Annotated in this window: 18 protein-coding genes; 11 read left to right on the top strand and 7 right to left on the bottom strand. The window is 66.1% G+C overall.

What is annotated here, in order from left to right:
• Window positions 1–5 precede the first annotated feature (5 nt).
• The 6 genes from BDD21_RS16110 (at window position 6) to BDD21_RS16085 (ending at window position 5,716) form a co-directional block, all read left to right on the top strand.
• A complete protein-coding gene (locus BDD21_RS16110) occupies window positions 6–659 on the top strand; it encodes a 3-oxoacid CoA-transferase subunit B (RefSeq protein ID WP_120798007.1) in 654 nt (217 codons plus the stop codon).
• Window positions 660–828: 169 nt separating this feature from the next.
• Window positions 829–1,266 (top strand): TrkA C-terminal domain-containing protein, encoded by a 438-nt coding sequence (locus BDD21_RS16105; protein ID WP_120798006.1) that lies wholly within the window; start codon window positions 829–831, stop codon window positions 1,264–1,266.
• A 54-nt stretch (window positions 1,267–1,320) separates the two neighbouring features.
• On the top strand, window positions 1,321–2,415 hold the full coding sequence (locus BDD21_RS16100) for a GNAT family N-acetyltransferase (protein ID WP_120798005.1): 1,095 nt from the start codon (window positions 1,321–1,323) through the stop codon (window positions 2,413–2,415).
• Window positions 2,412–2,669 (top strand): hypothetical protein, encoded by a 258-nt coding sequence (locus BDD21_RS16095; protein WP_120798004.1) that lies wholly within the window; start codon window positions 2,412–2,414, stop codon window positions 2,667–2,669. Before BDD21_RS16100 ends, BDD21_RS16095 begins: the two co-directional genes overlap by 4 nt.
• 80 nt (window positions 2,670–2,749) lie before the next feature.
• Entirely contained in the window at window positions 2,750–4,492 is a 1,743-nt protein-coding gene (locus BDD21_RS16090; RefSeq protein WP_120798003.1) for an FAD-dependent oxidoreductase, read from the top strand.
• Window positions 4,493–4,594: 102 nt separating this feature from the next.
• Window positions 4,595–5,716 carry a baeRF11 domain-containing protein gene (locus BDD21_RS16085; protein WP_120798002.1) on the top strand — a complete coding sequence of 374 codons (1,122 nt, stop codon included), beginning with the start codon at window positions 4,595–4,597 and terminating at the stop codon, window positions 5,714–5,716.
• A 138-nt stretch (window positions 5,717–5,854) separates the two neighbouring features.
• On the opposite strand, the gene BDD21_RS16080 is transcribed toward BDD21_RS16085, so the two are convergent.
• On the bottom strand, window positions 5,855–6,481 hold the full coding sequence (locus tag BDD21_RS16080) for a universal stress protein (RefSeq protein ID WP_120798001.1): 627 nt from the start codon (window positions 6,479–6,481) through the stop codon (window positions 5,855–5,857).
• Window positions 6,482–6,496: 15 nt separating this feature from the next.
• On the opposite strand from BDD21_RS16080, the gene BDD21_RS16075 reads away from it, so the two are divergent.
• Complete coding sequence (locus BDD21_RS16075; protein ID WP_120798000.1) at window positions 6,497–7,078, top strand: HdeD family acid-resistance protein; 582 nt, start codon at window positions 6,497–6,499, stop codon at window positions 7,076–7,078.
• Window positions 7,079–7,109: 31 nt separating this feature from the next.
• Here the strand turns inward: BDD21_RS16075 and BDD21_RS16070 are convergent, their stop codons facing one another.
• The 4 genes from BDD21_RS16070 to BDD21_RS27520 form a co-directional block, all read right to left on the bottom strand.
• Entirely contained in the window at window positions 7,110–9,338 is a 2,229-nt protein-coding gene (locus BDD21_RS16070) for an FUSC family protein (RefSeq protein WP_170164781.1), read from the bottom strand.
• 44 nt (window positions 9,339–9,382) lie between these two features.
• A complete protein-coding gene (locus tag BDD21_RS16065) occupies window positions 9,383–10,303 on the bottom strand; it encodes an efflux RND transporter periplasmic adaptor subunit (protein ID WP_120799966.1) in 921 nt (306 codons plus the stop codon).
• Between the two features lie 29 nt (window positions 10,304–10,332).
• Window positions 10,333–10,554, bottom strand: a complete 222-nt coding sequence (locus BDD21_RS16060; RefSeq protein WP_120797998.1) for a DUF1656 domain-containing protein — start codon at window positions 10,552–10,554, stop codon at window positions 10,333–10,335.
• Window positions 10,555–10,662: 108 nt separating this feature from the next.
• On the bottom strand, window positions 10,663–11,628 hold the full coding sequence (locus BDD21_RS27520; RefSeq protein ID WP_147431114.1) for a hypothetical protein: 966 nt from the start codon (window positions 11,626–11,628) through the stop codon (window positions 10,663–10,665).
• Between the two features lie 227 nt (window positions 11,629–11,855).
• On the opposite strand from BDD21_RS27520, the gene ilvB reads away from it, so the two are divergent.
• The 3 genes from ilvB (at window position 11,856) to BDD21_RS16035 (ending at window position 15,116) form a co-directional block, all read left to right on the top strand.
• A complete protein-coding gene (gene ilvB / locus BDD21_RS16045; protein ID WP_120797995.1) occupies window positions 11,856–13,601 on the top strand; it encodes a biosynthetic-type acetolactate synthase large subunit in 1,746 nt (581 codons plus the stop codon).
• Window positions 13,602–13,659: 58 nt separating this feature from the next.
• Entirely contained in the window at window positions 13,660–14,712 is a 1,053-nt protein-coding gene (locus BDD21_RS16040) for a WD40 repeat domain-containing protein (protein ID WP_120797994.1), read from the top strand.
• Window positions 14,713–14,855: 143 nt separating this feature from the next.
• Window positions 14,856–15,116, top strand: a complete 261-nt coding sequence (locus BDD21_RS16035) for a hypothetical protein (protein WP_147431113.1) — start codon at window positions 14,856–14,858, stop codon at window positions 15,114–15,116.
• A gap of 305 nt (window positions 15,117–15,421) precedes the next feature.
• Here the strand turns inward: BDD21_RS16035 and BDD21_RS16030 are convergent, their stop codons facing one another.
• A complete protein-coding gene (locus BDD21_RS16030) occupies window positions 15,422–15,967 on the bottom strand; it encodes a very short patch repair endonuclease (RefSeq protein ID WP_245969642.1) in 546 nt (181 codons plus the stop codon).
• Window positions 15,968–16,037: 70 nt separating this feature from the next.
• Window positions 16,038–19,340 (bottom strand): EAL domain-containing protein, encoded by a 3,303-nt coding sequence (locus BDD21_RS16025; RefSeq protein ID WP_170164780.1) that lies wholly within the window; start codon window positions 19,338–19,340, stop codon window positions 16,038–16,040.
• A 301-nt stretch (window positions 19,341–19,641) separates the two neighbouring features.
• Between BDD21_RS16025 and BDD21_RS16020 the strand changes: the two genes are divergently transcribed.
• Window positions 19,642–21,813: a malate synthase G gene (locus tag BDD21_RS16020; RefSeq protein ID WP_120799965.1), complete on the top strand. Its 2,172-nt coding sequence runs from the start codon at window positions 19,642–19,644 to the stop codon at window positions 21,811–21,813.
• Window positions 21,814–21,923: the final 110 nt, after the last annotated feature.

Below are 21,923 nucleotides of genomic sequence, written 5' to 3'. Positions count from 1 at the left end.
CCGTCATGAATGCACAGACCATCATCGCCAAGCGGATCGCGCTCGAGCTGCGCTCGGGCATGCTCGTCAACCTCGGCATCGGGATCCCGACCCTGGTCGCCAACTATGTCCCGGCGGGCATGGACGTCTATTTCCAATCCGAGAACGGACTGATCGGGACGGGTCCGGTCCCCGAGGAAGGCTTCGCGCATCCGAAGCTCACCGACGCCGGCGGCAAGGCGGTCTCCGCCCTACCCGGCGCCTGCACCTTCGACAGCGCCGTCTCCTTCGGCCTCATTCGCGGCGGGCATGTGGACATGACCGTGCTCGGCGGATTGCAGGTCGACGCCGCGGGCCTGCTGGCCAACTGGATGATCCCGGGCAAGATGGTCCCGGGCATGGGCGGCGCGATGGACCTGGTCACCGGCGCCAAGCGCGTGGTGGTGGCGATGCAGCACACCGCAAGGGGCAAGCCGAAGATCATCCCCAAGTGCAACCTGCCGCTCACCTCGGCGCGCCCGGTCGATCTGATCGTCACCGAGATGGCGGTCCTCGCGCTTGCCGACGGTCATCTCAAACTCATGGAGATCGCCCCCGGCGTCAGCGTCGAGCAGGTGCTGGCTGCAACCGAGGCGGAGCTCGAGGTGCCGGCGGACGTGCCCGTGATGCCGATTCGTTAGACCCGCAACACCCGGAGCTGAATGGCGCAAGTTCCGCGCCTAGGACGCTGGTCGCCGCGGCACCGAACCTGATCGTCAACTACGAGCTGGTGCGCACCGGCGCGGAGGGCATGCCTTCTTCACACTGACCCCGATCGGTCTGCCGATCCTGCTGCTCGGCGTCGCCTACATGATGTTCGCGCGCCGCTGGTTGGGTAGAGACCGCGCGGAGGGACAGCGCACGGGCGGGCGGCCGAGCCTGACCGACTGGGTCGAGACCTATCGCTTGGCCGAGCGGGAGCTGCGTGTGCGGGTGCGCGAGGGCTCCCCGCTCGTCGGCCAACCGCTCGGCGCGCTCGCCCTGCCGGGCCATACCGAGCTGGCGGTCCTCGCCGTGGAGCGCAGTCGGCCTTTGCGCACCTGTCTCATCGGCCCGGATCCGACCACCGAGATCGCCGCGGGCGACATCCTGCTGATCGACAGCGCGACCTTGATCGCCCCGCCCAACGCGATGGTCGCAACCGCCGGCAACTATCGCTTCGTCGACTATCTGCGCGTCGGCCTGCCCTTCGTCGTCATCGTGATGGCGGTGTCGGTTGCCCTGGTGCGTTGGCTGTTTCCGTTTTGATGGATCCTTGGACATCGCGCAAGCGCGAAACAGACGCGCGTTCAGGAGGAGCTTATGCCGGAGGTCATTTGCGATGCGCTGACGCCCGCGCTCGATGCGGATTGGGATGCGCTCGTGCAGGATTCGCCGCAAGGGTCTGCCTTTTTGCGCAGCGATTGGCTGCGGATGCTGGCGGAAACCGACGGGGCACGCTTGCAGGTGCTGCGCTTTGCGTTGCGCGAGGGCGTCGGGCGGCTGCAGGCGGGCTGGGCCTTGCCGGTGCGACCCTGCTGCGGCGGCGCCATCAGCCATCACTTCGAGTTCTTCTATGCCGGCCCGATCCTCGCCGCAGACCTTGATTCCGGCGCGGTTCGCCAGGCCAGCGCGCGCTACGACGCATTGGCGGCGCTGGCCGCGGCGGTGGCGGCGCGGATCGATCTGATCGTCGCCGAGACCCATCCATCGCTCCAGGACCTACGGGCCCTGCTGCGCGGACCCTTTACCTTGGTGCCGGTCTATACCCACCGCTGGCCGCTCCTCGAACTGCCGGACGTGTGGACCGCGATGAACCGGGACAAGCGACGCGAGATCCGGCGTGCCTCGGAGCAACTGCACCTGGCCGAAGACCGCGAAGCGGACGCCGTAACGGCCTTCATCGACCTGCACCGCCAAGTGGTGCTGCGCTTCGGTCAAGCGCCGACCCGGCATTGGGCCGAGGTGTTGCAGACGCGGATTGCCTGGCTGCAGGCGCACGACGGGGCGCGCCTGTATGCGGCCCGTGACGGCGCCGGCAAACGGCGGGCGAGCGTGCTGGTCTTGCTGAGCCGCGAGGACCGGGAGACCTACCTGTGGCGCGCCGGCTTCGACGCCGAGACTGTCGGGCTCGGCACCATCCCCGCGCTGTACTGGTCGGTGGCTGAGGCGCTGGCGCCCCCGAGCATCGGCGCGGCGGTTGACGCCGCGCCCTGGCAGTGGATCAACTTCGGCGGATCACCGACCACCTCCCTCGGCCGATTCAAGGACTATCTCGGCGCAACGCCGACATTACACTTCCGGCTGCTGCATCGCCGCGCCGGTCCACCGCTCTGGCTTTGGGAAGGTCGCGAACGGGCGCTGCGCGGCGCCCGCGGTCTGCGAGCGCGTCTCGCCTCGCATCGTGCTCCGTCATGACCACGATCGCCCCGCCCGACACGATCCTCGCGACCGCCGGCAACGACCGGGCGGACGACCGACAAGGTCGTGGTGTCCACGAGCCGAGCACCAATCAGTTTCCAGAAACTCTCCGTGAGAGGCATCTCGAGTTGGATCCAAGGTGCCAGCATCAACTGATCGGCGGCAAGGTCCGCGGGAACGCCCGGCTTGCGCTGCGCCCGGCGCGAATCATCGCGCGCGAGCAACCGGCACTCGACCTGGGTTTCCGGTAAGATCCCGCAGTCGGCATCGACACGATGTCCCCTTGATCGAATAGGGGTTTACTGCCTCGACCACGACGGAGAACGCAGCAGTGACATCCACGACACAAGCGCACGACGCCCCGAAGATCCTCATCGTCGGCGGTGTCGCGGGCGGCGCATCGGCGGCGGCGCGGGCCCGCCGCGTCAACGAGCATGCCCGGATCATCATGTTCGAGCGCGACCCCTATGTGTCCTTCGCGAACTGCGGCCTCCCCTATTTCATCGGCGGAGAGATCAGCGACCGCGCGCAGCTCCTGGTCGCGACGCCGGAGCTGTTTCGCGACCGGTTTCTCATCGACGCACGCATTCGCCATGAGGTGCTCGCCATCCATCGGCAGACCAAGCGGGTGCTGGTCAAGAATCTCGACACCGGCGAGCAGTACGGGGAGGGCTACGACAAGCTGATCCTCTCCCCCGGCGCAGCGCCGATCATGCCGCCCATCCCGGGTGCAACGGCACAAGGCGTCTTCAGCCTGCGCAATATCGTAGACATGGACCGAATCATCGCCGGGATGGTGCATGCGAAAGAGGCCGTCGTGGTCGGTGCAGGCTATATCGGTCTCGAGGTGGCGGAACAGTTCGTTCATCGGGGTCTGAAGGTCACGGTCGTGGAGCTGCAGGACCAGGTCATGCCCTTCTTCGATCGGGAGATCGCCGAGCCGCTCCACCGGGAGAGCGAGCGCAACGGGGTCCGACTCGAGCTCGGCCGCGGTGTTGCCGCGATCGAAGAGACCGACGGGGCCGTCACCGGCGTGACCCTCGCCGACGGGACTCATGTGCCGGCGGACCTGGTCCTGATGTGCATCGGCGTGCGCCCGAACGTCGGTCTCGCGGTGGATGCCGGTCTAACCATCGGGGCCAGCGGCGGCATCGCGACCGACGCGTACATGCGCACCTCGGACCCGGACATCTACGCGGTCGGGGATGCCGCCGAATATGCGTTCGGTCCGACCGGAGAGCGCATGCGGGTCCCGCTGGCCGGTATCGCCAACCGCACCGGCCGGCTGGCCGGAGAACATGCCGCGACGGGTGCCTCGCGCCCGGCCCCGGCGGCTTGGAGCACCTCGGTCGTGCGCGTCTTCGGATACGCCGCCGGGATTGCAGGTCTCTCGCTGCACGCGGCGCGGCAGGCCGGATTCGATGCGCGCGCGGTGCATATCGTCTCCTTCCATCATGCGAGCTACTATCCGGGGGCTGCGCCGATCGGCATCAAGCTGGTCTACGAGACGGGCACGGGACGCGTGCTCGGCGCACAGGTCGTCGGCGCTGCGGGTGTGGACAAGCGGCTCGACATCGTCGCGACCCTGATCCACTTCAAGGGCACGATCGAGGATCTCGGGGCGCTGGATCTCGCCTACGCACCGCCCTTCGGCTCGGCCAAAGACCCGCTTCACATGGTCGCCTTCGTCGCACAGAACGATCTCGACGGGCTCGCTCCGCTGATCCAGCCGGACGCGGATCTCTCCGCCTTCCAGGTCGTGGATGTCCGCGAGGCGGCGGAGCTCGAGGAGCTTCCGCTGTGCGACGTACCCCACGCCAAGCACATCCGACTCGACGATCTGCGCGACCGGCTCGGCGAGCTCGACCCCGCCCGACCCACGGTGGTCTCTTGCCGCGGCGGGCAGCGCGCCTATGCCGCCGTGCGCATCCTGGCGCAGCACGGTTTCGCGGAGGTCTACAACCTCTCGGGTGCTGCGGCCATGCGGGACTTTGCGCTGAACCGCCGCTCCGGTGCCGAGCCCGCGACGCAGGTCGACCTGCCGCGCCCCGAACATCTGGTCGACGACGCCTGACCGGGCGGTCCGCCGAAGCGACCGCTCTTTCCGTCCTTACGCATTCGTATACTGGACCGGCGTCGACACCGCCGCCGGCCATCACCACTGGAGAGACCACGCATGCTCTATCTCGATCTTCCCACCGCCGACGAGCTCGCCGACCTCGCGACCCAGCGCAACGACATCGCGGTGTCCATCATCCTGCCCACCACGCCGATCAGCACCGAGTCGGACGCGGATCGCATCCTACTCAAGAATCTGACCAAGGAGGCACAAACACAGTTGGAGGCGGTAGGCGCGGACAAGCGGCGCGTCAAGGATCTGATCGAGGAATTGGACGATCTCGTCGAGGACGACGAGTTTTGGCGTTTCCAGGCCCACGGCCTGGTGGTCTTCGCTACCCCGGACAATCTGCGCACCTTCCGCGTTCCCAATGCGCTGGCGCCATTGGTCAAGGTCTCCGACCGCTTTCATATGAAACCGCTGCTACGCTCGGTGAACTTCTGCAACGCCGGCTACGTCCTGGCTCTGGCCGACGGGGGCGTGCGTTTGATCGAGGTCTCGGCGGACCTGCCCGCGAGCGAGGTGAAGGTCGCGGATCTGCCGACGGACGCCGCCTCGTCGGTCGGCGAGGCGAGCATCGCCACCCGCTCCTATAGCGGGCGCATCGGCGGATCGGAGGGCAAAAAGGTTCGGCTGCGGCAGTACGCACGCAAGGTCGACAGTGCGCTGCGCGGACTCCTGGCCGGCAGCTCGGCCCCCTTGATCCTGGCCTCGGTCGAGAGCCTCGGCGCCATCTATCGCTCGGTCAACACCTATCCGCACCTAGTCGCAGAAGGCATCGAAGGCAATCCGGAGCGCCTCTCCGAAGCAGAGCTGGCCACCGCGGCGCGCCCCATCCTGGACGCGCTGTACGCCAAGCAAATCGCCGACTGGAACGCGCTCTACCAACAGCGCGTCAACGAGGATCGCGCCACGACCGACATCGCCCGCACCGCACGCGCGGCAACCTTCGGCGCCGTCCAGAGCCTGCTGGTGGACATGGATCAGGTGGTGAACGGCACGGTCGACGACACGGACGGCGCCGTTACCTTCGCGGACGCCGCGAGCGCCGACACCTATGGGGTCATCGACGAGATCGCGCGCCGGGTCCTCGTGTCCGGCGGCGAAGTCCTGAGCGTGCGCGCGCAGGACATCCCGGATGGCAAGGCGCTGGCGGCGGTATTGCGTTACGCTGTCTGAGCGCGTCGCGCGGCAGCGTGCTGCCTCCTGCCGCCGGCCTCCAGCCACCGGCTTCGATTAGGCTTCGCTGGAGGCTGGAGGCTGGAGGCAGGAGGCTGGAGGCAGGAGGCTGGAGGCAGGAGGCCGAAGGCCGAAGGCTCAGCTCACGACGGTGACCGGCCGATGCGCCGTGCGGATCACCGCATCCGAGACGCTGCCGATGATCAATTTCTGCATCTTGCCGAGACCCCGGCGGCCCATCACGATCATGGCGTCGGCGGCCTCCGCAGCGGCAACGATCTCCTCGCGCGGCTCACCCCAGACACCCTTCTCTTCGATCGTCAGATCGTCGGCTTTGCCGATCGCCTCCCGCGCCTTGGCAAAGGCGATACTGGCCGCTTCGTGACTGATCGATTCGATCTGCGTGCGCGGCAGATGCGCCATCCCCATCAGCTCGTTGCTGGTCGGGGAGAACACATGCAGCAGCTGGATCGGGGATCCCGTGGCACGCGCCAAATCGGCGGCGAACAAGGCAGCGCGCGCGGCGCCTTCAGAACCGTCCACCGGGACGATGATGATGTTGTAGTGAGAAACCATGCGGGAAGAACCTCCTGTGCACTTGAAAATCGAGCTGGGCTGCAAGGTCCGGATCGGACATGCGTACGTGTCATCGTCATAGGCCGATAGGCCGAACCGGCGTATGCTTTTACGGCGGCCCCGGACCGGCCATGACCGCGATCCGACGCCTTCACCGGTTTGGACACAGCCGACCGAGCCAAGTGCCATTATAGGAGATCACGCATGGCGAACGACCAGAATACACCCGTCGCGCAGCACCCCGTGTTCGGCGATTTGAGCCGCAACTGGGGATGGCTTCTCGCATTCGGTATCCTCTCCATCATCCTCGGCACCGTGGGACTGGGGATGACGTTCGGACTCACGCTCGTGAGCGTCGTCTTCTTCGGGGCACTGCTGATCGTCGGCGGCACCTTTCAGCTGGTCGACGCCTTCAAGTGCCAAGGTTGGAAGGGCGCACTCTGGCACATCTTGATTGCACTGCTCTACATCGCCGGCGGACTGCTCATCGTCGTCGACCCCATTCTCGCTTCCGGAACCTTGACCCTGGCGCTCGCTGCCGTGCTGATCGCCGTCGGCGTATCGCGCGTCATCATGTCCTTGCAACATCGAGGGCAGAGTGGATGGGGCTGGCTCGTGTTGTCCGGCCTGATCTCGATTGCGCTCGGCGCCATGATCATCGCCAAGTGGCCGATGTCCGGCATGTGGGTCATCGGCCTCTTCGTCGCCATCGAGCTGATTTTCAACGGATGGGCCTATCTGTTCGTTGCGCTTGCCGCACGTCGTGCCGGCCAGATCGCCCGCTGACTACGTGCTTCGGTTGTTTTTGAATCGTTCCTTAGAAGCGAGGTAACCGCCAAGCCGCCCAGTCGATCGCTTGGAGCGCCTCGGCGAACGTCCGTAGCCCACGCGCAACCCCGATGTAGTGACCCGCGATCCCGAGGATATAGACGGCGCCCGGCGGCGGATCGCCGCCCCGGCGCAGGGCGTCGACGCGCGCGACCTCGGACAAGGCGAGGTCGCGATTGGCATCGAGCGCGGCGAGACTGACCGAGTGACGCGGTTGATCGAGCTTGCGCAGGAGTTCGCGCAGGGTGACCTGGAATGCCTCCCGCCAGTGCCGACCGAAGTCCGTTCGCGGGCAGTTGTTCTCTCGGTCGGCACCGCACTCCTCGCGCCATCGGGCACGCGCCCGCTGGAGCGCACCCATACGGATCAGCAATGTCTCCACCGCCTCCAGCAGCGCATCGATCCGCTCCCGGTCGTTGGCCAGCGTATGCGCCGCGTAGGCCATCGGGACGATCTCGGCCAGTGACTGGAGCTGGGCGCGCAGACGCTGCTCGTGGCGCGCGAGCGCTGCGGCGAAATCGGGGCGATTGCGATCGGCCAGATCGCCGAGTGTGCGGTCGAGCGTCGCGAGCAGATCCTTCAGCGTCAGGCGCAAATGCTCTCGAGGCGATCTGCCCCCGACGATGCCGAGCAGGGTGATGCCGACGATGAAGCCTGTCAGGATACTGAGCGAGAGTCCAAGGTAGCCGACGACGCTGTAGGTCTGCGTCGGCTCGAGCTGGACCATCAGGATCGCCATGAGACCCGCGCCCAAGAAAAAGAGATTGTGCGGCGGCGGCAAGGCGTGGAAGAAATAGAGGATCGGGTAGTAGAAGACGAAGAGCACGAGCGAGAGCGTGAGAAAGCCGTCCAACTGCGGCATCACCGCGAAGTAGACGGGCGCCGTCAGCAATGTCCCCGCCACCCCGCCGATCGCGAGCCGGCGCGCCCGCCTATGAACGGGGACATTCGCCAAGGTCTCGACACCGATGACCACGATGACCATGGTCAACCCGATGACGCCGAACGGAGGCCATTGAAGCTCGATCCACAGCAAGGCCATCAACCAGAACCCGGCAGCGGCGACCAGGGCATTGGGCAGGCCGCGGGCCAGCCGCTCGCCAAGCGGCCCGCGCACCTCCACGGCCAACGCGGAGGCCGGAAGCGAGCGCCCGGCGGCCAAGGCGACGGCCCCATCCGCAAGGCCCTCCACACGCGCGATCAATCCGTTCAAGGCAAAAGAGGTCGCGTGCAGCAGGGCGCTCTCGGCGACCGCTTCCGGCTCCTGACCGGGATCCGCACTCAGACGACCGAGGTACTGTCGCGCAGCGGACAAGGCGTCTGCCGGAGGCTGCTCGGCGAGGGCGCCGGGGTCCTGCTCGATCGCCTCGACGGCGGCCGCGAGCTCGAGAAGCGCACTGCTTAAGGCCATCCGGTGCGGGGTACTCAGAAAGGCCCGCTCGCCCTCGGCGGCCAAGCGCAGGTTCTCGCCGAAGGCCATGAGCGAGCCGAGCACGGCGGCGAGCCCGTCGATCTGTGCCTCATAGGTGCGTCGCAGACGCCGGAAGCCGCCGCTGTCGAGTGCCGCGGCCGCAAGGATCTCGCGCAGCCGCACGGGTGCCCCGCGCAGTGTCTTCGGCGGCTGCGGCAAGCGTTCGTCCGCACCGGCCGACACCGCCTCGCCGAGCCGGCGCATCTGCTCGGCGAGCCCGGCAAGCGCTTCGCGATAGGCACGGTCATAGACAGCGCCGCCGGTACGCGGCCAGAGCAGCCCGTTGATCACCAGCACGACCAGGATGCCGACCACCGCCTCCGTGCTGCGCGAGACCGCCTTGGCAAACGCCATGCTCGGCTCCAGCGACGCGTCCCCGGCGATGATCACTGCGGTGATGGCGAGCATGAACCAGGCGTAGCCGTAACGGCTGTTGCGGATCATGTAGATCGAGACCGCCACCACCGCGGAGAGCGCGCCGATCAAGGCCCAGCGGTCCTGGATCAGGAACGCCAGGAGCACAAGCACCAGCAGTGCGCCGGCCAAGGTGCCGAGCACGCGCATGAGCCCTTTGTGCAGGGATGCGCCGAGGTAAGGTGTTTGCAGGAACAAGACAGCGATCGGCGCGAGGAAGGGATCCGGTAGTTGCTGCCAGAGCACGATGCCCCAGGCGACGATGACGCCGAGCGTCGTTTTCAGCGCATTGAGCGCTGCTGCAGGATTCCAGGTGCGCGCGATCGGCGGCATGGTGGACGGATTCCGCCGTGAACAGGCGTGCGCCGCTCGACCTGTCAGTCGGATTCGAGAACGGGGTTCGGTGCGTCCCCGCTCGCTGCAGTCGGATTGACGGCGACGCTCGCGGTCAAGCCCGCACGCAACACGATGTCCTCCGCAGGCGCGTCGAGACGAATCCGGACCGGAATCCGCTGAGCAAGACGGATCCATTCGAACATGGGCTCCACCTGCGCCAAAGCGCCCGGACCGGATGCCGAGCTAGGGCGCTCGATCCCGAACGCGATGCCCTCGACACGACCGGCCAGCGGCCGGTCCGGATAGCCCATCAGCGTCACCGCAGCCGGCGCACCGATGCGGATGTTGGGCAGATCGGTCTCCTTGAAATAGGCTTCGACGCGGAAGGAGTCCGCGGCCACCAGCGCCACTTGCGGTACGCCGGCCTCCGCGTAGGTGCCCTCCCCGAGCTGCAGGTTCGTGACATAGCCGTCGACAGGCGCCGTCACCCGCGTGTCGTCGAGGTGCATCCGCGCAGTCGTCAAGGCGATCTCGGCCGCGAGAACCGCGGCATCCTTTACCGCCTCACGCGCTTGCTCGGTGCCCTCGTCCTCCGCGGAGAGAGCGTTGCCCGACGGAGGCTCCGCGCCTTGCCGAGCCTGTGCCGCCTCGGCGCGACGCAAGGCGAGGTCGGCCTCGGCCTGCTCCAACGCCTGTCGATACGGCAGCCGATCAAGCTCGAACAGCAGGTCACCCGTGGCGACCCGCTGATTGTCGACAACATGGAGTGCGATCACCTGACCGCCGACCCGGGGCGCCACATGGACGACATCGGCCAAAACCTGCCCGTCGCGGGTCCAGGGATGCGCCTTGCCCTGCTGCCAGGCCCAATAGGCAGCACCGCCGGCGATGCCGACCATCGACAGGGTCACCAGCACGCGTACGCTGCCCAGGATCCATTGCTCGGCGTTCGCGTTGCTCATGTGTCTTTGCCCGGATGGATGTCAGTGAATCAGCCGAAAAACGACGGCACCAGGGTCGTGCCCACCAGGACCGTGCATGCGACGACCAGGGCGGCGAAGAACAGCGGCGGATGCCACACGAAGCGACTCAGCCCGGTGCGGTTGGCGAGCTCGGCCAAGACGATCGCCAAGACCAGACCCAGCAGTGCCGCCAGCAGCCAGGGCGGATAGTAGACGCCGTTGAGACTCAGCTCGACGGGAGCGGCGCTCATGAGAACCTCGGAGGATCCTCCCGCGGGGCGGGACGCCCGGTCGCGGGGTAACCCGCCGCGGCGAAGGACCCGCGCCTCGTGCCGATCCCGACCCCGGCACGCGCCACCTCAGCGCATCCAGCCCTGCGGCGGCCGATAACCGGGCGGAGGCGCCACGGAGCGATCGTAGAGGGAAGGCGGATAGGCTTGATAGGGGCCGGGACCGTACCAAAACGGCGCGCCGGGTGCCTGCCGAGTCACCTCGGGCGGCGCCGGATAGTGCGGATAGGCCGGGGCGTAACCCGGGGCGTAACCCTGCGCGGGCATCGGCATGAAGCCCGGCGGAACCGGTGGGTAGGTCGGCGCAGGCCGCGGCTGCTCGGCCGCTGCGGCGGGGCCGGTCGTCTGACTCTCTTCGGGCCGGACCGAAGGCTCGGATTCGGCCGCAATCACCTCATCGGCCTCGGTCGATGCGGACAATGCCTCGATCGGATCCGCGGACATAGCGGCATGCCCTTCGGCCTGAAGCGTCGAGAGCTCGGGCGAGGGTTCGGGCGAGGGTTCGGGCGACGCATCCGAGGCCGCGGCCACATCAGGCGACCCCGCCTCGGATGCAGCCGCTTCGGCGACGCTGCCCTCGGCAGACGTTTCAACCGGCATCGACTCGTCAGTCGCAGCGTCGGCGGTCTCTGCCACGGGTTCGGCTACGGCGGGCTCAGCAGCAACGGGCTCGGCAACAGCGGGCTCAGCAGCAACGGGCTCAGCAGCAACGGGCTCGGCAACAGCGGACTCCGCAACAGCGGGCTCGGCAACAGCGGTCTCAGCAACAGCGGTCTCAGCAACAGCAGCCTCGGCAGCAACCGGCTCGGCAGCAACGGGCTCGGCAACAGCGGACTCCGCAGCAACAGGCTCCGCAACAACAGCCTCGGCGAGGGTCACCCGTCCGATCGGCGCAACCCGGTCCGCAACCAGGGGATCGACCGCAACAGCCTGATCCGGCGAGCCCGCGAAATAAAAGTCTACGAGGTAGACATAGACCGACCCCGTCAGTGTCGCAACCACGACCGATACGACGAAGAGCCGTTCGTAATTCACCCGCCCCAATCTTTCAAACAGTCCTCTAAGCCGCCCAACGATCGCTTGCATCGACAACGTCCTCAATCGCGATTCTTGATGCCCCGCCGCCCTTGAGGCGCACGGGGACCGACGAGCCTTGGAGGATAACCGAAAGCCCCGCCCGGTTGGCGATCCATCCTGCCCTTTGCGTCATGTGAGGGTATGATTACCGGCTTGTTAGACGTTGAGCCCTGGTCATTCGCCCCATGAGCCATGCCCCCCGATCCGGAGCCGCCATCTTCTTCGATGTCCTGACCGACCTCGGGGTCGAGTATCTGTTCGGCCATACAGGCGGTGCCGTGATTCCGTTGCATGTCGAGTTGAATCGACGGATGCGTCGCCGCGACCCGGCACCCAAGTTCATCCTCTGTCGTCAGGAGGGCGGTGCGGGTCATGCCGCGGAAGGCTATGCCCGCACGAGCGGCCGGGTCGGGGTTGCGATCGCGACCTCCGGACCGGGCGCGACCAATCTGGCCACGCCCATCGCGGACGCCTACAAGGACTCGATCCCGACGCTCTTCATCACAGGCCAGGTACCGAGTGCGGCGATCGGCACCGATGCTTTCCAGGAGGTGGATACCGTCGGTTTTACGCGGCCGATCTCCAAACACAACTATCTGATCAAGGACGTCCGTGATCTGGAGTGGGTGCTGCGCGAGGCCTATGCGCTGGCGACCCGCGGTCGGCCGGGGCCGGTCGTGGTCGACATCTGCAAGGACGTGCAACTGGCCCAAACGAGCAGAGATCCGAGCGGGCAGAACCCGCCCCGGATCCGTCATCGCGAGCCGATTGCATTCGACCCGGTGAAGGCCGATGCCATCCTCGCCGCGCTTGCCGCCGCCGAGCGGCCGGTCGTAAAGGCCGGCGGCGGGGTCATCCATGCCAACGCGGCAGCGGCACTGCGGGCCTTCGCCGAGCGCTTCTCCGTCCCGGTCACCACGACCTTCAACGCGCTCGGCGCCCTGCCCTTCGAGCTGCCCCACAACCTCGGCATGCCGGGCATGCACGGGACCATCCCGGCCAACTATGCCCTGCGCGATGCCGATCTGATCCTCTCGCTGGGCGGGCGGTTCGACGACCGAGTCGCGGTCAAGGGTTTCGCCACGGGCAAGCGTATCGCCCATGTCGACATCGACCCCTCGGAGATCGACAAGACCATCGCGACCGATCTGCACCTGGTCGCGGAGCTCGGGGACTTCTTCGAACATGCCTTGACCACCGGTCAGGCCGCCGACCATGCCGACTGGCTCGCCCGAATCGCGCACTGGCGTGAGCAGATGCCCAAGCCCTACGGCCGGTCCGAGTACATCAAGCCGCAGGCCGTCGTCGAGATCATCTCCGAGCTGACCGCGGGCGACGCGACCCTGGTGACGGGTGTCGGCCAGCATCAGATGTGGTCGGCGCAGTATTATCGCTTCCGCCGGCCGCGCCAGTGGATCAGCTCGGGCGGACTCGGGACCATGGGCTTCGGTCTGCCCGCAGCCATCGGGGCCTGGTTCGCCGACCCGGTCCACCCACTCGTCCTGATCGACGGCGACGGCAGCTTTCAGATGAACATCCAGGAGCTCGGCACCCTGGTCGCCAACCGGATCCCGCTGAAGATCTTCGTCCTGAACAACAGCTTTCTCGGGATGGTCCGCCAGTGGGAAGACATGATGGACGAGGGCCATCATTACGAGACCTGTCTCGCCCGCGACGCAAGCTGCGACCCGGACTGCATGGACCTGGACCAGACCTGCCGGCGCCAGATCCCGAACCTGACCGGCCTCAAATATGTCTACCCGCGCCTCAAGACCCAGCGCATCAAGCATCCGAAGGATCTGCGCGAGGGCGTCGCCCAAGCGTTGGCCGAGCCCGGCCCAGTCCTGGTCGATGTCTGGGTCGACAAGGCCGAGAACGTCATCCCCATGGTGCGCCCCGGCCATCGGCTCGACCAGATGATCGAGTCCTGAGCCGGCGTCGCCCTACTAGCCTCCAGCATCACTTCGCATCAGTCAAAAGGAGACCGCGATGCCTACCCCACATTGGCGTTCCGTGCCACGCACGGCCGCAACGGACACCATCTACGGGCTTGCTCTGAGCCCCGACGGCCAGCGCCTGGCCACCGCGAGCTGGGACAGCCTGGTCAAGATCTGGGACGTCGCCGCGGGGCGCGTCGAGCATGAAATGCAGGGTCACGACGGTCGCGTCTACACCGTGCGCTTCCACCCCGCCGGCCAATGGGTCGCCTCGGGCGGCACCGACACCACCGTGCGCCTGTGGGACACCGCCACCGGAGCCGCGCTCTGGAGCCAGAGCGGCCACAGCAGCCTCGTCTACAGCGTCGACTTCCAGCCCGGCGGCGAGCTGCTGGCCTCCGGAAGCGAAGACGGCACCATCTGCATCTGGACATCCGCCGACGGCACCCTGGTGCGCACCATCGAGGGACATCCGCAATACGTGCAGGGCGTGGTCTTCTCGATCGACGGCACGCGCCTGGTCTCGGGTAGCCGCGACTGCACCATGGCGGTCTGGGATGTCGACTCCGGGGAAGAGCTGCTGCGGCTCGACGTCATCAACAACGGCATCAACAGCACCCAGTTCAGCCCGGACGGAACGCGACTTCTGCTGAGCAACGTCGACGGCTCGATCGGTCTGTGGGACCTCGAGAAGGGCGGGCTGATCATGGAGATGGAGGAGCACACTTATCCGGTGTGGAGTGCCGTCTTCAGCCCTGACGGCAAGACCATCGCCTCGGGCAGCGCGGACAAGACGATCGTCCTATGGGACGCCGTCACCGGCGCGGAGATGTCGCGCCTGACCGGCCACGAAAAAGACGTCTACTGCGTCGCCTTCAGCCCCGACGGCAAATGGCTCTACTCCGGCAGCGTCGACAAGCACATCCGGGCTTGGAGCCTGGACAGCAGCGACCCACGCTGGGAGACGCTCAGCACAGCCTGGCAGACCGCGGAGGCCGAGGATGCAAAAACCGCCGCCGCGGCTGCGATCGCGCTGGCCGAGCAAACGCCGGCGAAGGCACATGCATCGGGGCTCTTCGGACGGCTGTTCGGCGGCAAGCGCTGACAACCGCGGTTTAGAGATCCAAAGCGGTCGTGTTAGCCTTGACCTATCATTGCGACATCGACCGCATCGTTCGAACGTCGGATGACGCGAGCAAGCCGGCACTCTGAATTCCGGAAAAACGTAATCCGGTGGAGATGATCGCCATGACCGAGAACATCGAGCACCTCATTCTCGAGCAGTTCCGTGCTCTACGGAACCAGATCACGGCGCTGCAAACCAACATGCACAACGAATTCAACGACGTCAAGCATCGCATTAATCGGGTCGAATCCGCGATCGCCGGGATTCGCCGCGACGAGGCCGGAACCGCCGAGGATATCGCGCGCCAGCAGGCAGCCATAGACCGGCTCAAGGATCGCTTGGACCGAATCGAACGCCGCTTGGAGCTAGTCGACGACATCTAAACCGCACCCAGCGCGGTATGCGATGTTTTCGGACGCGTGACACCCGCTCCGCGGTGTCACGCATCCCTCGCGGCGCTCCGCGCCACGTGCCTCCATGGCCGAGATTTCGAACGAGTCACGGCGCGGCCTGGTTCATAGCCCGGCCAACGCGTGTTCGGCGCGGTTTATGAGATCGTGGAGTTGGACTCGATGCCGCTGGCCGTCGGGACAGCGGAAGAGGACGACTGCAAGTCGTCGATCCCGGGATATTGGCGCTTCGCGACGATCGCCGGCGTCGCGTCGGGGCGGTCGCTTGGCTCATGCACTCACCCGTCTTGATCCGGATACTCGTCGAGTGGTTTGGGGCCGATCCGATAGCGTCGCTTCTCCTCGGCGACTCGGAGTAACCGACGGGGATCGAGTGTTCCGAGATCGCAGCCGCCGTCCTCCTGCGCGGCGTCCCCCTCGGTCAATGCCGCAACCACACGAGACGCGACCGCGACCGGATCGCGGTACAGCTCGCATTCCCACACCACGATGACCTTCCAGCCCAAGGCATCGAGCGCGGCTGCGGCCTCGCCGTCGCGTGCGACGTTGCGCTCCAGCTTCTCCTTCCAGAAGGCGGCGTTGGTCCGCGGCAAGGTCGCGCGTTTGCAGTCGGCATGGTGATGCCAGAAGCAGCCGTGAACGAAAACGACGGCGCGGTACTTGGGCAGGACCAGATCCGGCCGACCGGGCAATCCGCCCCCGCCCAGACGATAGCGAAACCCGAGCCGGTGCAGTGCGGAGCGCAGGATCCACTCGGGCTTGGTGTCCTTGCCGACGACCCGAGCCATGAGGCGCGAGCGCTGGCGCGGGTTCAGCTTATCCATCATCTAAATCCGGCATTCAGTATCGCAAAGGCGCCCACTCCGGTTTGCAGCCCGCGGGCGGACCGGGGGATCAGCCCGCATCGTTGCGCAGCAGCGCGGTGACGGCATCGGCATCCAAGGGCCGACTCTTCAAGTAACCTTGGAAGAGATCGCAACCTTGGTCGCGCAGGATGTCGAGCTGGGATTGGGTCTCGACGCCCTCGGCCAAGACCTGCAATCCGAGGGCGTGACCCATGGCGATGATGGCGTCGACGATGGTGCGCGCATCCTGCTGTTGGTCGATCTCGTCGATGAAACGCTTGTCGATCTTCAGCACGTCCAGTCGGAACCGGCGCAGATAGGCGAAGGAGGAATAGCCGGTTCCGAAGTCGTCGACCGCCATGCGGATACCATGTGCACGCAGCCGATCGAGGACGCCTGCGGTATCGCCCTCGCGCTCCATCAGGGCGCTTTCGGTGAGTTCGAGTTCGAGCCGCTCGGCCGGGAAACCGGTCTGACGAAGCACGCGCGCAACGGACTCGACGATGTCGCCTTGACGCAGCTGATACCCCGAAAGGTTCACCGCAACGACCAAGGGGGCGATGCCGATCTCCATCCAGAGTACGCCTTGGCGGCATGCCTCGTGCAGCACCCACTCGCCGAGCGCCCCGATCAAGCCGGTCTCTTCGGCGAGCGGGATGAACTCGCCGGGCGGGATCAACCCATGCTCGGGATCGCGCCAGCGCACCAACGCCTCCACGCCGATCACCCGTCCGGTGGCGATCTCGACCTGGGGTTGGTAATGCGCGACCAATTGCCCCTCGGCCAAGGCGTCGCGCAGCCGTCGCTCGGTCTCGACGCGATGGCGAGCGCTGTGGGTCAGATCCTCGGTATAGAAATCGAATCGACTGCGGCCCCCCTCCTTCGCCCGATAGAGGGCGGCGTCGGCTTGCCGCAGCATCTCCCCGGCATCCTCGTCTTGCCCGGCGTAGACGCTGATGCCGATACTGGCGCCGATGCGTACCTCGGTGCCGTCGGGCAGCCTGGTGGTCTCGCCCAACGCCGCGATCAGCCGCTCGGCGACACGGGCGGCGTCCTGCGGATCGACGATATCTTCGAGCAAGATCGCAAACTCGTCTCCGCCGAGGCGTGCCAAGGTATCGGCCGCAACCAGACAACCGCCGAGACGTCGCGCCGTCTGTCGGAGCAGGACATCGCCTGCGGGATGACCGAAACTGTCGTTGACGTCCTTGAAGCGGTCCAGATCCAGCAGCAGCAGCGCCACGAGCTGGCCTTCGCGGGCCGCCACATCGATCGCGTGATCCAGGCGCGAGACGAGCAGAAAACGATTGGGCAGCTCGGTCAAGGGATCGTGATGGGCCAGAAAATCGACCCGTGACTCGGACGCCTTGATCCGAGACAGATCCGAGAAGGCGCCGACATACTGGATCACCTGCCCCGCATCGTCCCTGACCGCGCTGATGTTGAGCAACACCGGATAGAGCTCGCCGTTCTTGCGCTGGTTCCAGAGTTCGCCCTGCCAATGGCCGGTTTCGTCGATGCTCCGCCACATCGCATCGAAGAAGGCGGCGTCGTGACGATCCGATCGCAGAAGACTCGGTGTTCGTCCAACCACCTCATCCTCGCCATAGCCCGTCAGCTCGACGAAGGCCGTGTTGACCTGCAGGATACGCGAATCGCGATCCGTCACCACGACACCCTCGCGCGTGTTGTCGAACAGCGCCGCGGCCAGCCGAAGCCGTTCTTCCTGACGCTTGCGCTCGCTAATGTCGTCGATGGTCGCGACGAAATAGTCAATGCTCCCGTCCTCGTGCCGCACGACACGGACATCGATCTCGGTGTGGACAATCCGCCCGTCCTTGCGCAGGTAGCGCTTCTCCATCGCGTAGCCGTCCGACTTTCCGGCCAATACCCGCTCGAACTCGGCCAGATCCGCGTCGAGATCCGGCGGATAGGTCAACTCGACCCACGTCGTCTCGGCCAGCTCGTCGCGCGCGTAACCGAAGATCTCGCAGAGCCGATCGTTGAAACGAATCCAGCGTTTGATCCGAGGCGAGGTGATCGCCATGCCCACGAAGGGGAGCTCATAGAACTTCATCAACAGCCGGTCCTTCTCGGCGGCCTGCGCCGCCATCTCGAGACGGTGGGCACGACGTTGAAGACGCCAGAAGAAGTAACCGGACGTCGCGAGCACCGACAGCGCGGCCAAGGCGACCAGGCTGACCCAATAGACCAACACCCGCAGTGGCGCCATGACCTCGGCACGGTCCACCTTGGCGATCAGGCGCCAGTTGGTCCCTGCGATCTGGCGAAAGACGGCAAGCACCTCGACCCCGCGATAGTCCTCCCCCGGAACCTGCCCCACGTCGCTGTCGTGCAGCAACGCAGCCGTTGCCGGCAGCCGATCGCCCAAGGGCACCTTTCGAACAAGCGGTACCCAGTCGCGATGGCGAGCGGCGCTCAGAAAGACCCCGAAATCGCCCACCCGCTCCACCAAGTGGGTCTCGGCGCTCGGGCTCGCGGTCGGCCAAGCGCGCAGGGACGGATACAAAAAGCCCTCGGTACCCGCACGCAGCACGACGGTGGCGACCGCCCGCCGGGCTCCGCCCTCCTCGACCGAGATCGGGATCACCCAATCGAGGTGAATGCCGCCTCCCTCGTCCCGATGGAGTCCGCTCTGCAGGACACGATTCTCGACCCGTGCGCGCAAGGCCAAGGCGTCGAGCGGCGCCAGCAGCTCGGAATGCTCGCCGATACTCAGCACAACGTCGCCGTCAAGCGCGACGAGGAGAACGCCCTCGTAGCCGTAGGCGTTCACAAGTGCGGCAAGCCGGTCGGAGATGTCTGCGGCGAGGGTCGGATCCGGAGGCAAGTCACCGAGTAACTGGTCGATTCGACGTGAGAAGGGTACATCGGAGGCGAGCAGTACAGCGTCGCCGTGCCGTTCCGCCATCCATTGCTCGAGTTGACCGGCCTTGAGCGCGGCAACCGCGTTCAGATTCGAATAGGCGTCACGCTCCAGTTGGGGACCATGAATCAAGACGACCCCGAGACTCAACATCGGGACCAGAATCAAGAGGGCCAAAAAACCCAGGATCATCCGAAGCGGCGTGACGGGCTTGATCGGCCCCTCGAGCGCCGAGGGTTCTGCCTCCAGGGCGCGACCGATCGAGGTATTGAGCAGCCAAAAGAGCAGGATCGCGGTCACCGCGACGAACAACAGGCCCTTTGTCAGGCTCATGCCCAGCAGGATTCCCAGCTCGCCTGTCGCGAGCGACAGCAGCACGTCCGAAGCCAAGATCCAAACGAGCCCGAAGACGAAGTAAATCAGGGCTACGCGCAGGGCTGGCGACCGTCGCAAGAGGTATTTCATTGATTTCGGCGCTTCCTCCGTCGTTCCCGAGGACCCGCCGGCAAGCCGGCGCATCACTCCCGAAGCATTGGACCAACGAATCCTCTAACTTGACGGAATTCATCGGTCAAAGATTGCCCCGGTCGGCCAAAGCCTCCATTTTAGTTCAGTTGTACAATCGGGCGCGCCCGGATCATCGTCCCTTCGACGATCGTTGCGAGACGCGTGCCGATTCGCTTTTTGGGGGGCTGAAGACAACAATGCACGGCACTCCGATACCACTGAGATGGCCCTCGCGACCCGAGGGTTGGAGATCGAGATCATGATGAAGCGTATGGATGTAAGCGGCTTGAAGGTCGCGCAGCCTTTGTTCGATCTGGTTAGCGACGATGTCTTGCCCGGTACCGGCATCGCGCCCGACGCATTCTGGCAATCCTTCGGGAACCTGGTGCAGGAGCTCGCGCCACGTCATCGCACCCTTCTGGCGAAGCGCGACGCCTTGCAGGCCCGGATCGACGCCTGGCATCTGGAGCATCGCGGCCGAACACTGGATCAGGGCGCCTACCGCGCCTTCCTGTCGGACATCGGTTATCTCGTCCCCGAAGGCCTCGATTTCGGCGTCACCACGGCGAACGTCGACGCGGAAATCGCCGAGATCGCCGGCCCACAGCTCGTGGTGCCGGTGAGCAACGCACGTTACGCGCTCAACGCCGCCAACGCCCGGTGGGGCAGCCTCTACGACGCGCTCTACGGGACAGACGTGATCCCGGACACGGATGGCTTGGAGCGCGGCTCGGCCTACAACCCCAAACGCGGGGCGGAGGTCATCGCCCGCGCCGCCGCCTTCCTCGACGAGGCGGCACCCTTGAACCGCGGCTCGCACGGCGAGTCCTGCGGCTATCGGGTCGATGACGGCAAGCTGGTCGTCTGCCTGCCGGACAATAGCCAGACCATGCTGGCGGAGCCGGGGCAGTTCGTCGGCTATCTCGGCACGCCGGAGAAGCCGGATGCCATCCTGCTGATCAACCATGGCCTGCACATCGAGATCCGGATCGATCGCGAGCATCAGGTCGGTCGCGACAGCCCCGCCGGGGTGGCCGATCTGCTGTTGGAATCGGCCATGACCAGTATCCAGGACTGCGAGGACTCGGTCGCCGCGGTCGATACCGAGGACAAGGTCGGGGTCTATCGCAACTGGCTGGGCCTGATGAAAGGCGACCTCACGGCCCGTTTCCAGAAGGGCGGAAAGCCTGTCGATCGCGCCCTGGACGAGGACCGGATCTACCGCACCCCGCTCGGCGGCACACTCACCCTGCCCGGCCGCTCGCTCATGCTGGTGCGCAACGTCGGCCATCTCATGACGACGGATGCCGTGCTCGATGCCGACGGCAACGAGATCCCGGAAGGCATGCTCGATGCGCTGGTCACGGTGGCCTGCGCCCTGCACGACATCCATCCGACTTACGGCGCTCGTCGCAACTCGCGCGCCGGCAGCGTCTATATCGTCAAGCCGAAGATGCACGGACCCGAGGAGGTTCAGCTCGCGGTCGACATCTTCGCCGGTGTCGAGGACGCACTCGGGCTCGCCCGCAACACCATCAAGATCGGCATCATGGACGAGGAGCGCCGCACCACGCTGAATCTCAAGGAGTGCATTCGGGTCGCATCCGAGCGGGTCATCTTCATCAACACCGGCTTCCTGGACCGCACCGGCGACGAGATCCACACCGACATGGAGGCCGGTGCGGTGCTGCGCAAAGGCGACATGAAGACCGCGCCTTGGCTGCTCGCCTACGAGAACTGGAACGTCGATGTCGGTCTCGCCTGCGGTCTGCGCGGCCATGCCCAGATCGGCAAGGGCATGTGGACCATGCCCGACGAGATGCGCGCCATGGTGGCCACCAAAGCCGGTCACCCCAAGGCCGGCGCCAACTGCGCCTGGGTGCCCTCCCCGACCGCCGCGACCCTGCATGCGATGCACTACCACCAAGTCGATGTGGCCGCCGTCCAAGCCGAGCTGGCCGCCGGCGGACCGCGGGCGAGCCTGGACACCATCCTGCAGATTCCGCTCGATCCCGATTGCGCCTGGAGTGCCGAGGAAATCCAGCAGGAGCTCGACAACAACTGCCAGGGCATCCTGGGCTACGTGGTGCGCTGGGTCGATCAGGGTGTCGGCTGCTCGAAGGTGCCGGATATCGCCAACGTCGGCCTGATGGAGGATCGCGCGACCCTGCGGATCTCGAGCCAGCATGTCGCCAACTGGCTGCATCACGGGATCGTGTCGCGGGAGCAGGTCATGGAGACGCTCAAGCGGATGGCCGCCGTGGTCGACGCGCAGAACGCCGATGATCCTCTGCATCGCCCGATGGCACCCGGATTCGACGGCATCGCCTTCGAGGCCGCCTCGGATTTGATCTTCAAGGGTCGCGAGGCGCCGAACGGCTATACCGAGCCGACCCTGCACGTGATGCGCAGGCGGCTCAAAGGGCATTAAACCGCGCCCCGGGGGGACATGCGCTGTCTCCCCGGGGTTGATGTCGAATCCATCTGCAGGCGTCGCAGCGGGCGCGGTTTAAGTGATAAGGGATTTCGACGGCACTGCGG

It is taken from the genome of Thiocapsa rosea (assembly GCF_003634315.1).
Taxonomy (GTDB): Bacteria; Pseudomonadota; Gammaproteobacteria; order Chromatiales; family Chromatiaceae; genus Thiocapsa; species Thiocapsa rosea.
Note: the sequence above shows the minus strand (reverse complement) of the source record. Positions and strands in the feature narration are given on the sequence as shown.

What these genes read in the sequence shown, in the direction of transcription:
- BDD21_RS16020 (WP_120799965.1), top strand. Translation starts at nt 19,642, where the DNA reads ATGATGAAGCGTATGGATGTAAGCGGCTTGAAGGTCGCGCAGCCTTTG.
- BDD21_RS16040 (WP_120797994.1), top strand. Translation starts at nt 13,660, where the DNA reads ATGCCTACCCCACATTGGCGTTCCGTGCCACGCACGGCCGCAACGGAC.
- BDD21_RS16095 (WP_120798004.1), top strand. Translation starts at nt 2,412, where the DNA reads ATGACCACGATCGCCCCGCCCGACACGATCCTCGCGACCGCCGGCAAC.
- BDD21_RS16110 (WP_120798007.1), top strand. Translation starts at nt 6, where the DNA reads ATGAATGCACAGACCATCATCGCCAAGCGGATCGCGCTCGAGCTGCGC.
- BDD21_RS16065 (WP_120799966.1), bottom strand. Translation starts at nt 10,303, where the DNA reads ATGAGCAACGCGAACGCCGAGCAATGGATCCTGGGCAGCGTACGCGTG.
- BDD21_RS16030 (WP_245969642.1), bottom strand. Translation starts at nt 15,967, where the DNA reads ATGGATAAGCTGAACCCGCGCCAGCGCTCGCGCCTCATGGCTCGGGTC.
- BDD21_RS16100 (WP_120798005.1), top strand. Translation starts at nt 1,321, where the DNA reads ATGCCGGAGGTCATTTGCGATGCGCTGACGCCCGCGCTCGATGCGGAT.
- BDD21_RS16105 (WP_120798006.1), top strand. Translation starts at nt 829, where the DNA reads ATGATGTTCGCGCGCCGCTGGTTGGGTAGAGACCGCGCGGAGGGACAG.
- BDD21_RS16035 (WP_147431113.1), top strand. Translation starts at nt 14,856, where the DNA reads ATGACCGAGAACATCGAGCACCTCATTCTCGAGCAGTTCCGTGCTCTA.
- BDD21_RS16075 (WP_120798000.1), top strand. Translation starts at nt 6,497, where the DNA reads ATGGCGAACGACCAGAATACACCCGTCGCGCAGCACCCCGTGTTCGGC.
- BDD21_RS16085 (WP_120798002.1), top strand. Translation starts at nt 4,595, where the DNA reads ATGCTCTATCTCGATCTTCCCACCGCCGACGAGCTCGCCGACCTCGCG.
- ilvB (WP_120797995.1), top strand. Translation starts at nt 11,856, where the DNA reads ATGAGCCATGCCCCCCGATCCGGAGCCGCCATCTTCTTCGATGTCCTG.
- BDD21_RS16070 (WP_170164781.1), bottom strand. Translation starts at nt 9,338, where the DNA reads ATGCCGCCGATCGCGCGCACCTGGAATCCTGCAGCAGCGCTCAATGCG.
- BDD21_RS16060 (WP_120797998.1), bottom strand. Translation starts at nt 10,554, where the DNA reads ATGAGCGCCGCTCCCGTCGAGCTGAGTCTCAACGGCGTCTACTATCCG.
- BDD21_RS16025 (WP_170164780.1), bottom strand. Translation starts at nt 19,340, where the DNA reads ATGAAATACCTCTTGCGACGGTCGCCAGCCCTGCGCGTAGCCCTGATT.
- BDD21_RS16080 (WP_120798001.1), bottom strand. Translation starts at nt 6,481, where the DNA reads ATGGCACTTGGCTCGGTCGGCTGTGTCCAAACCGGTGAAGGCGTCGGA.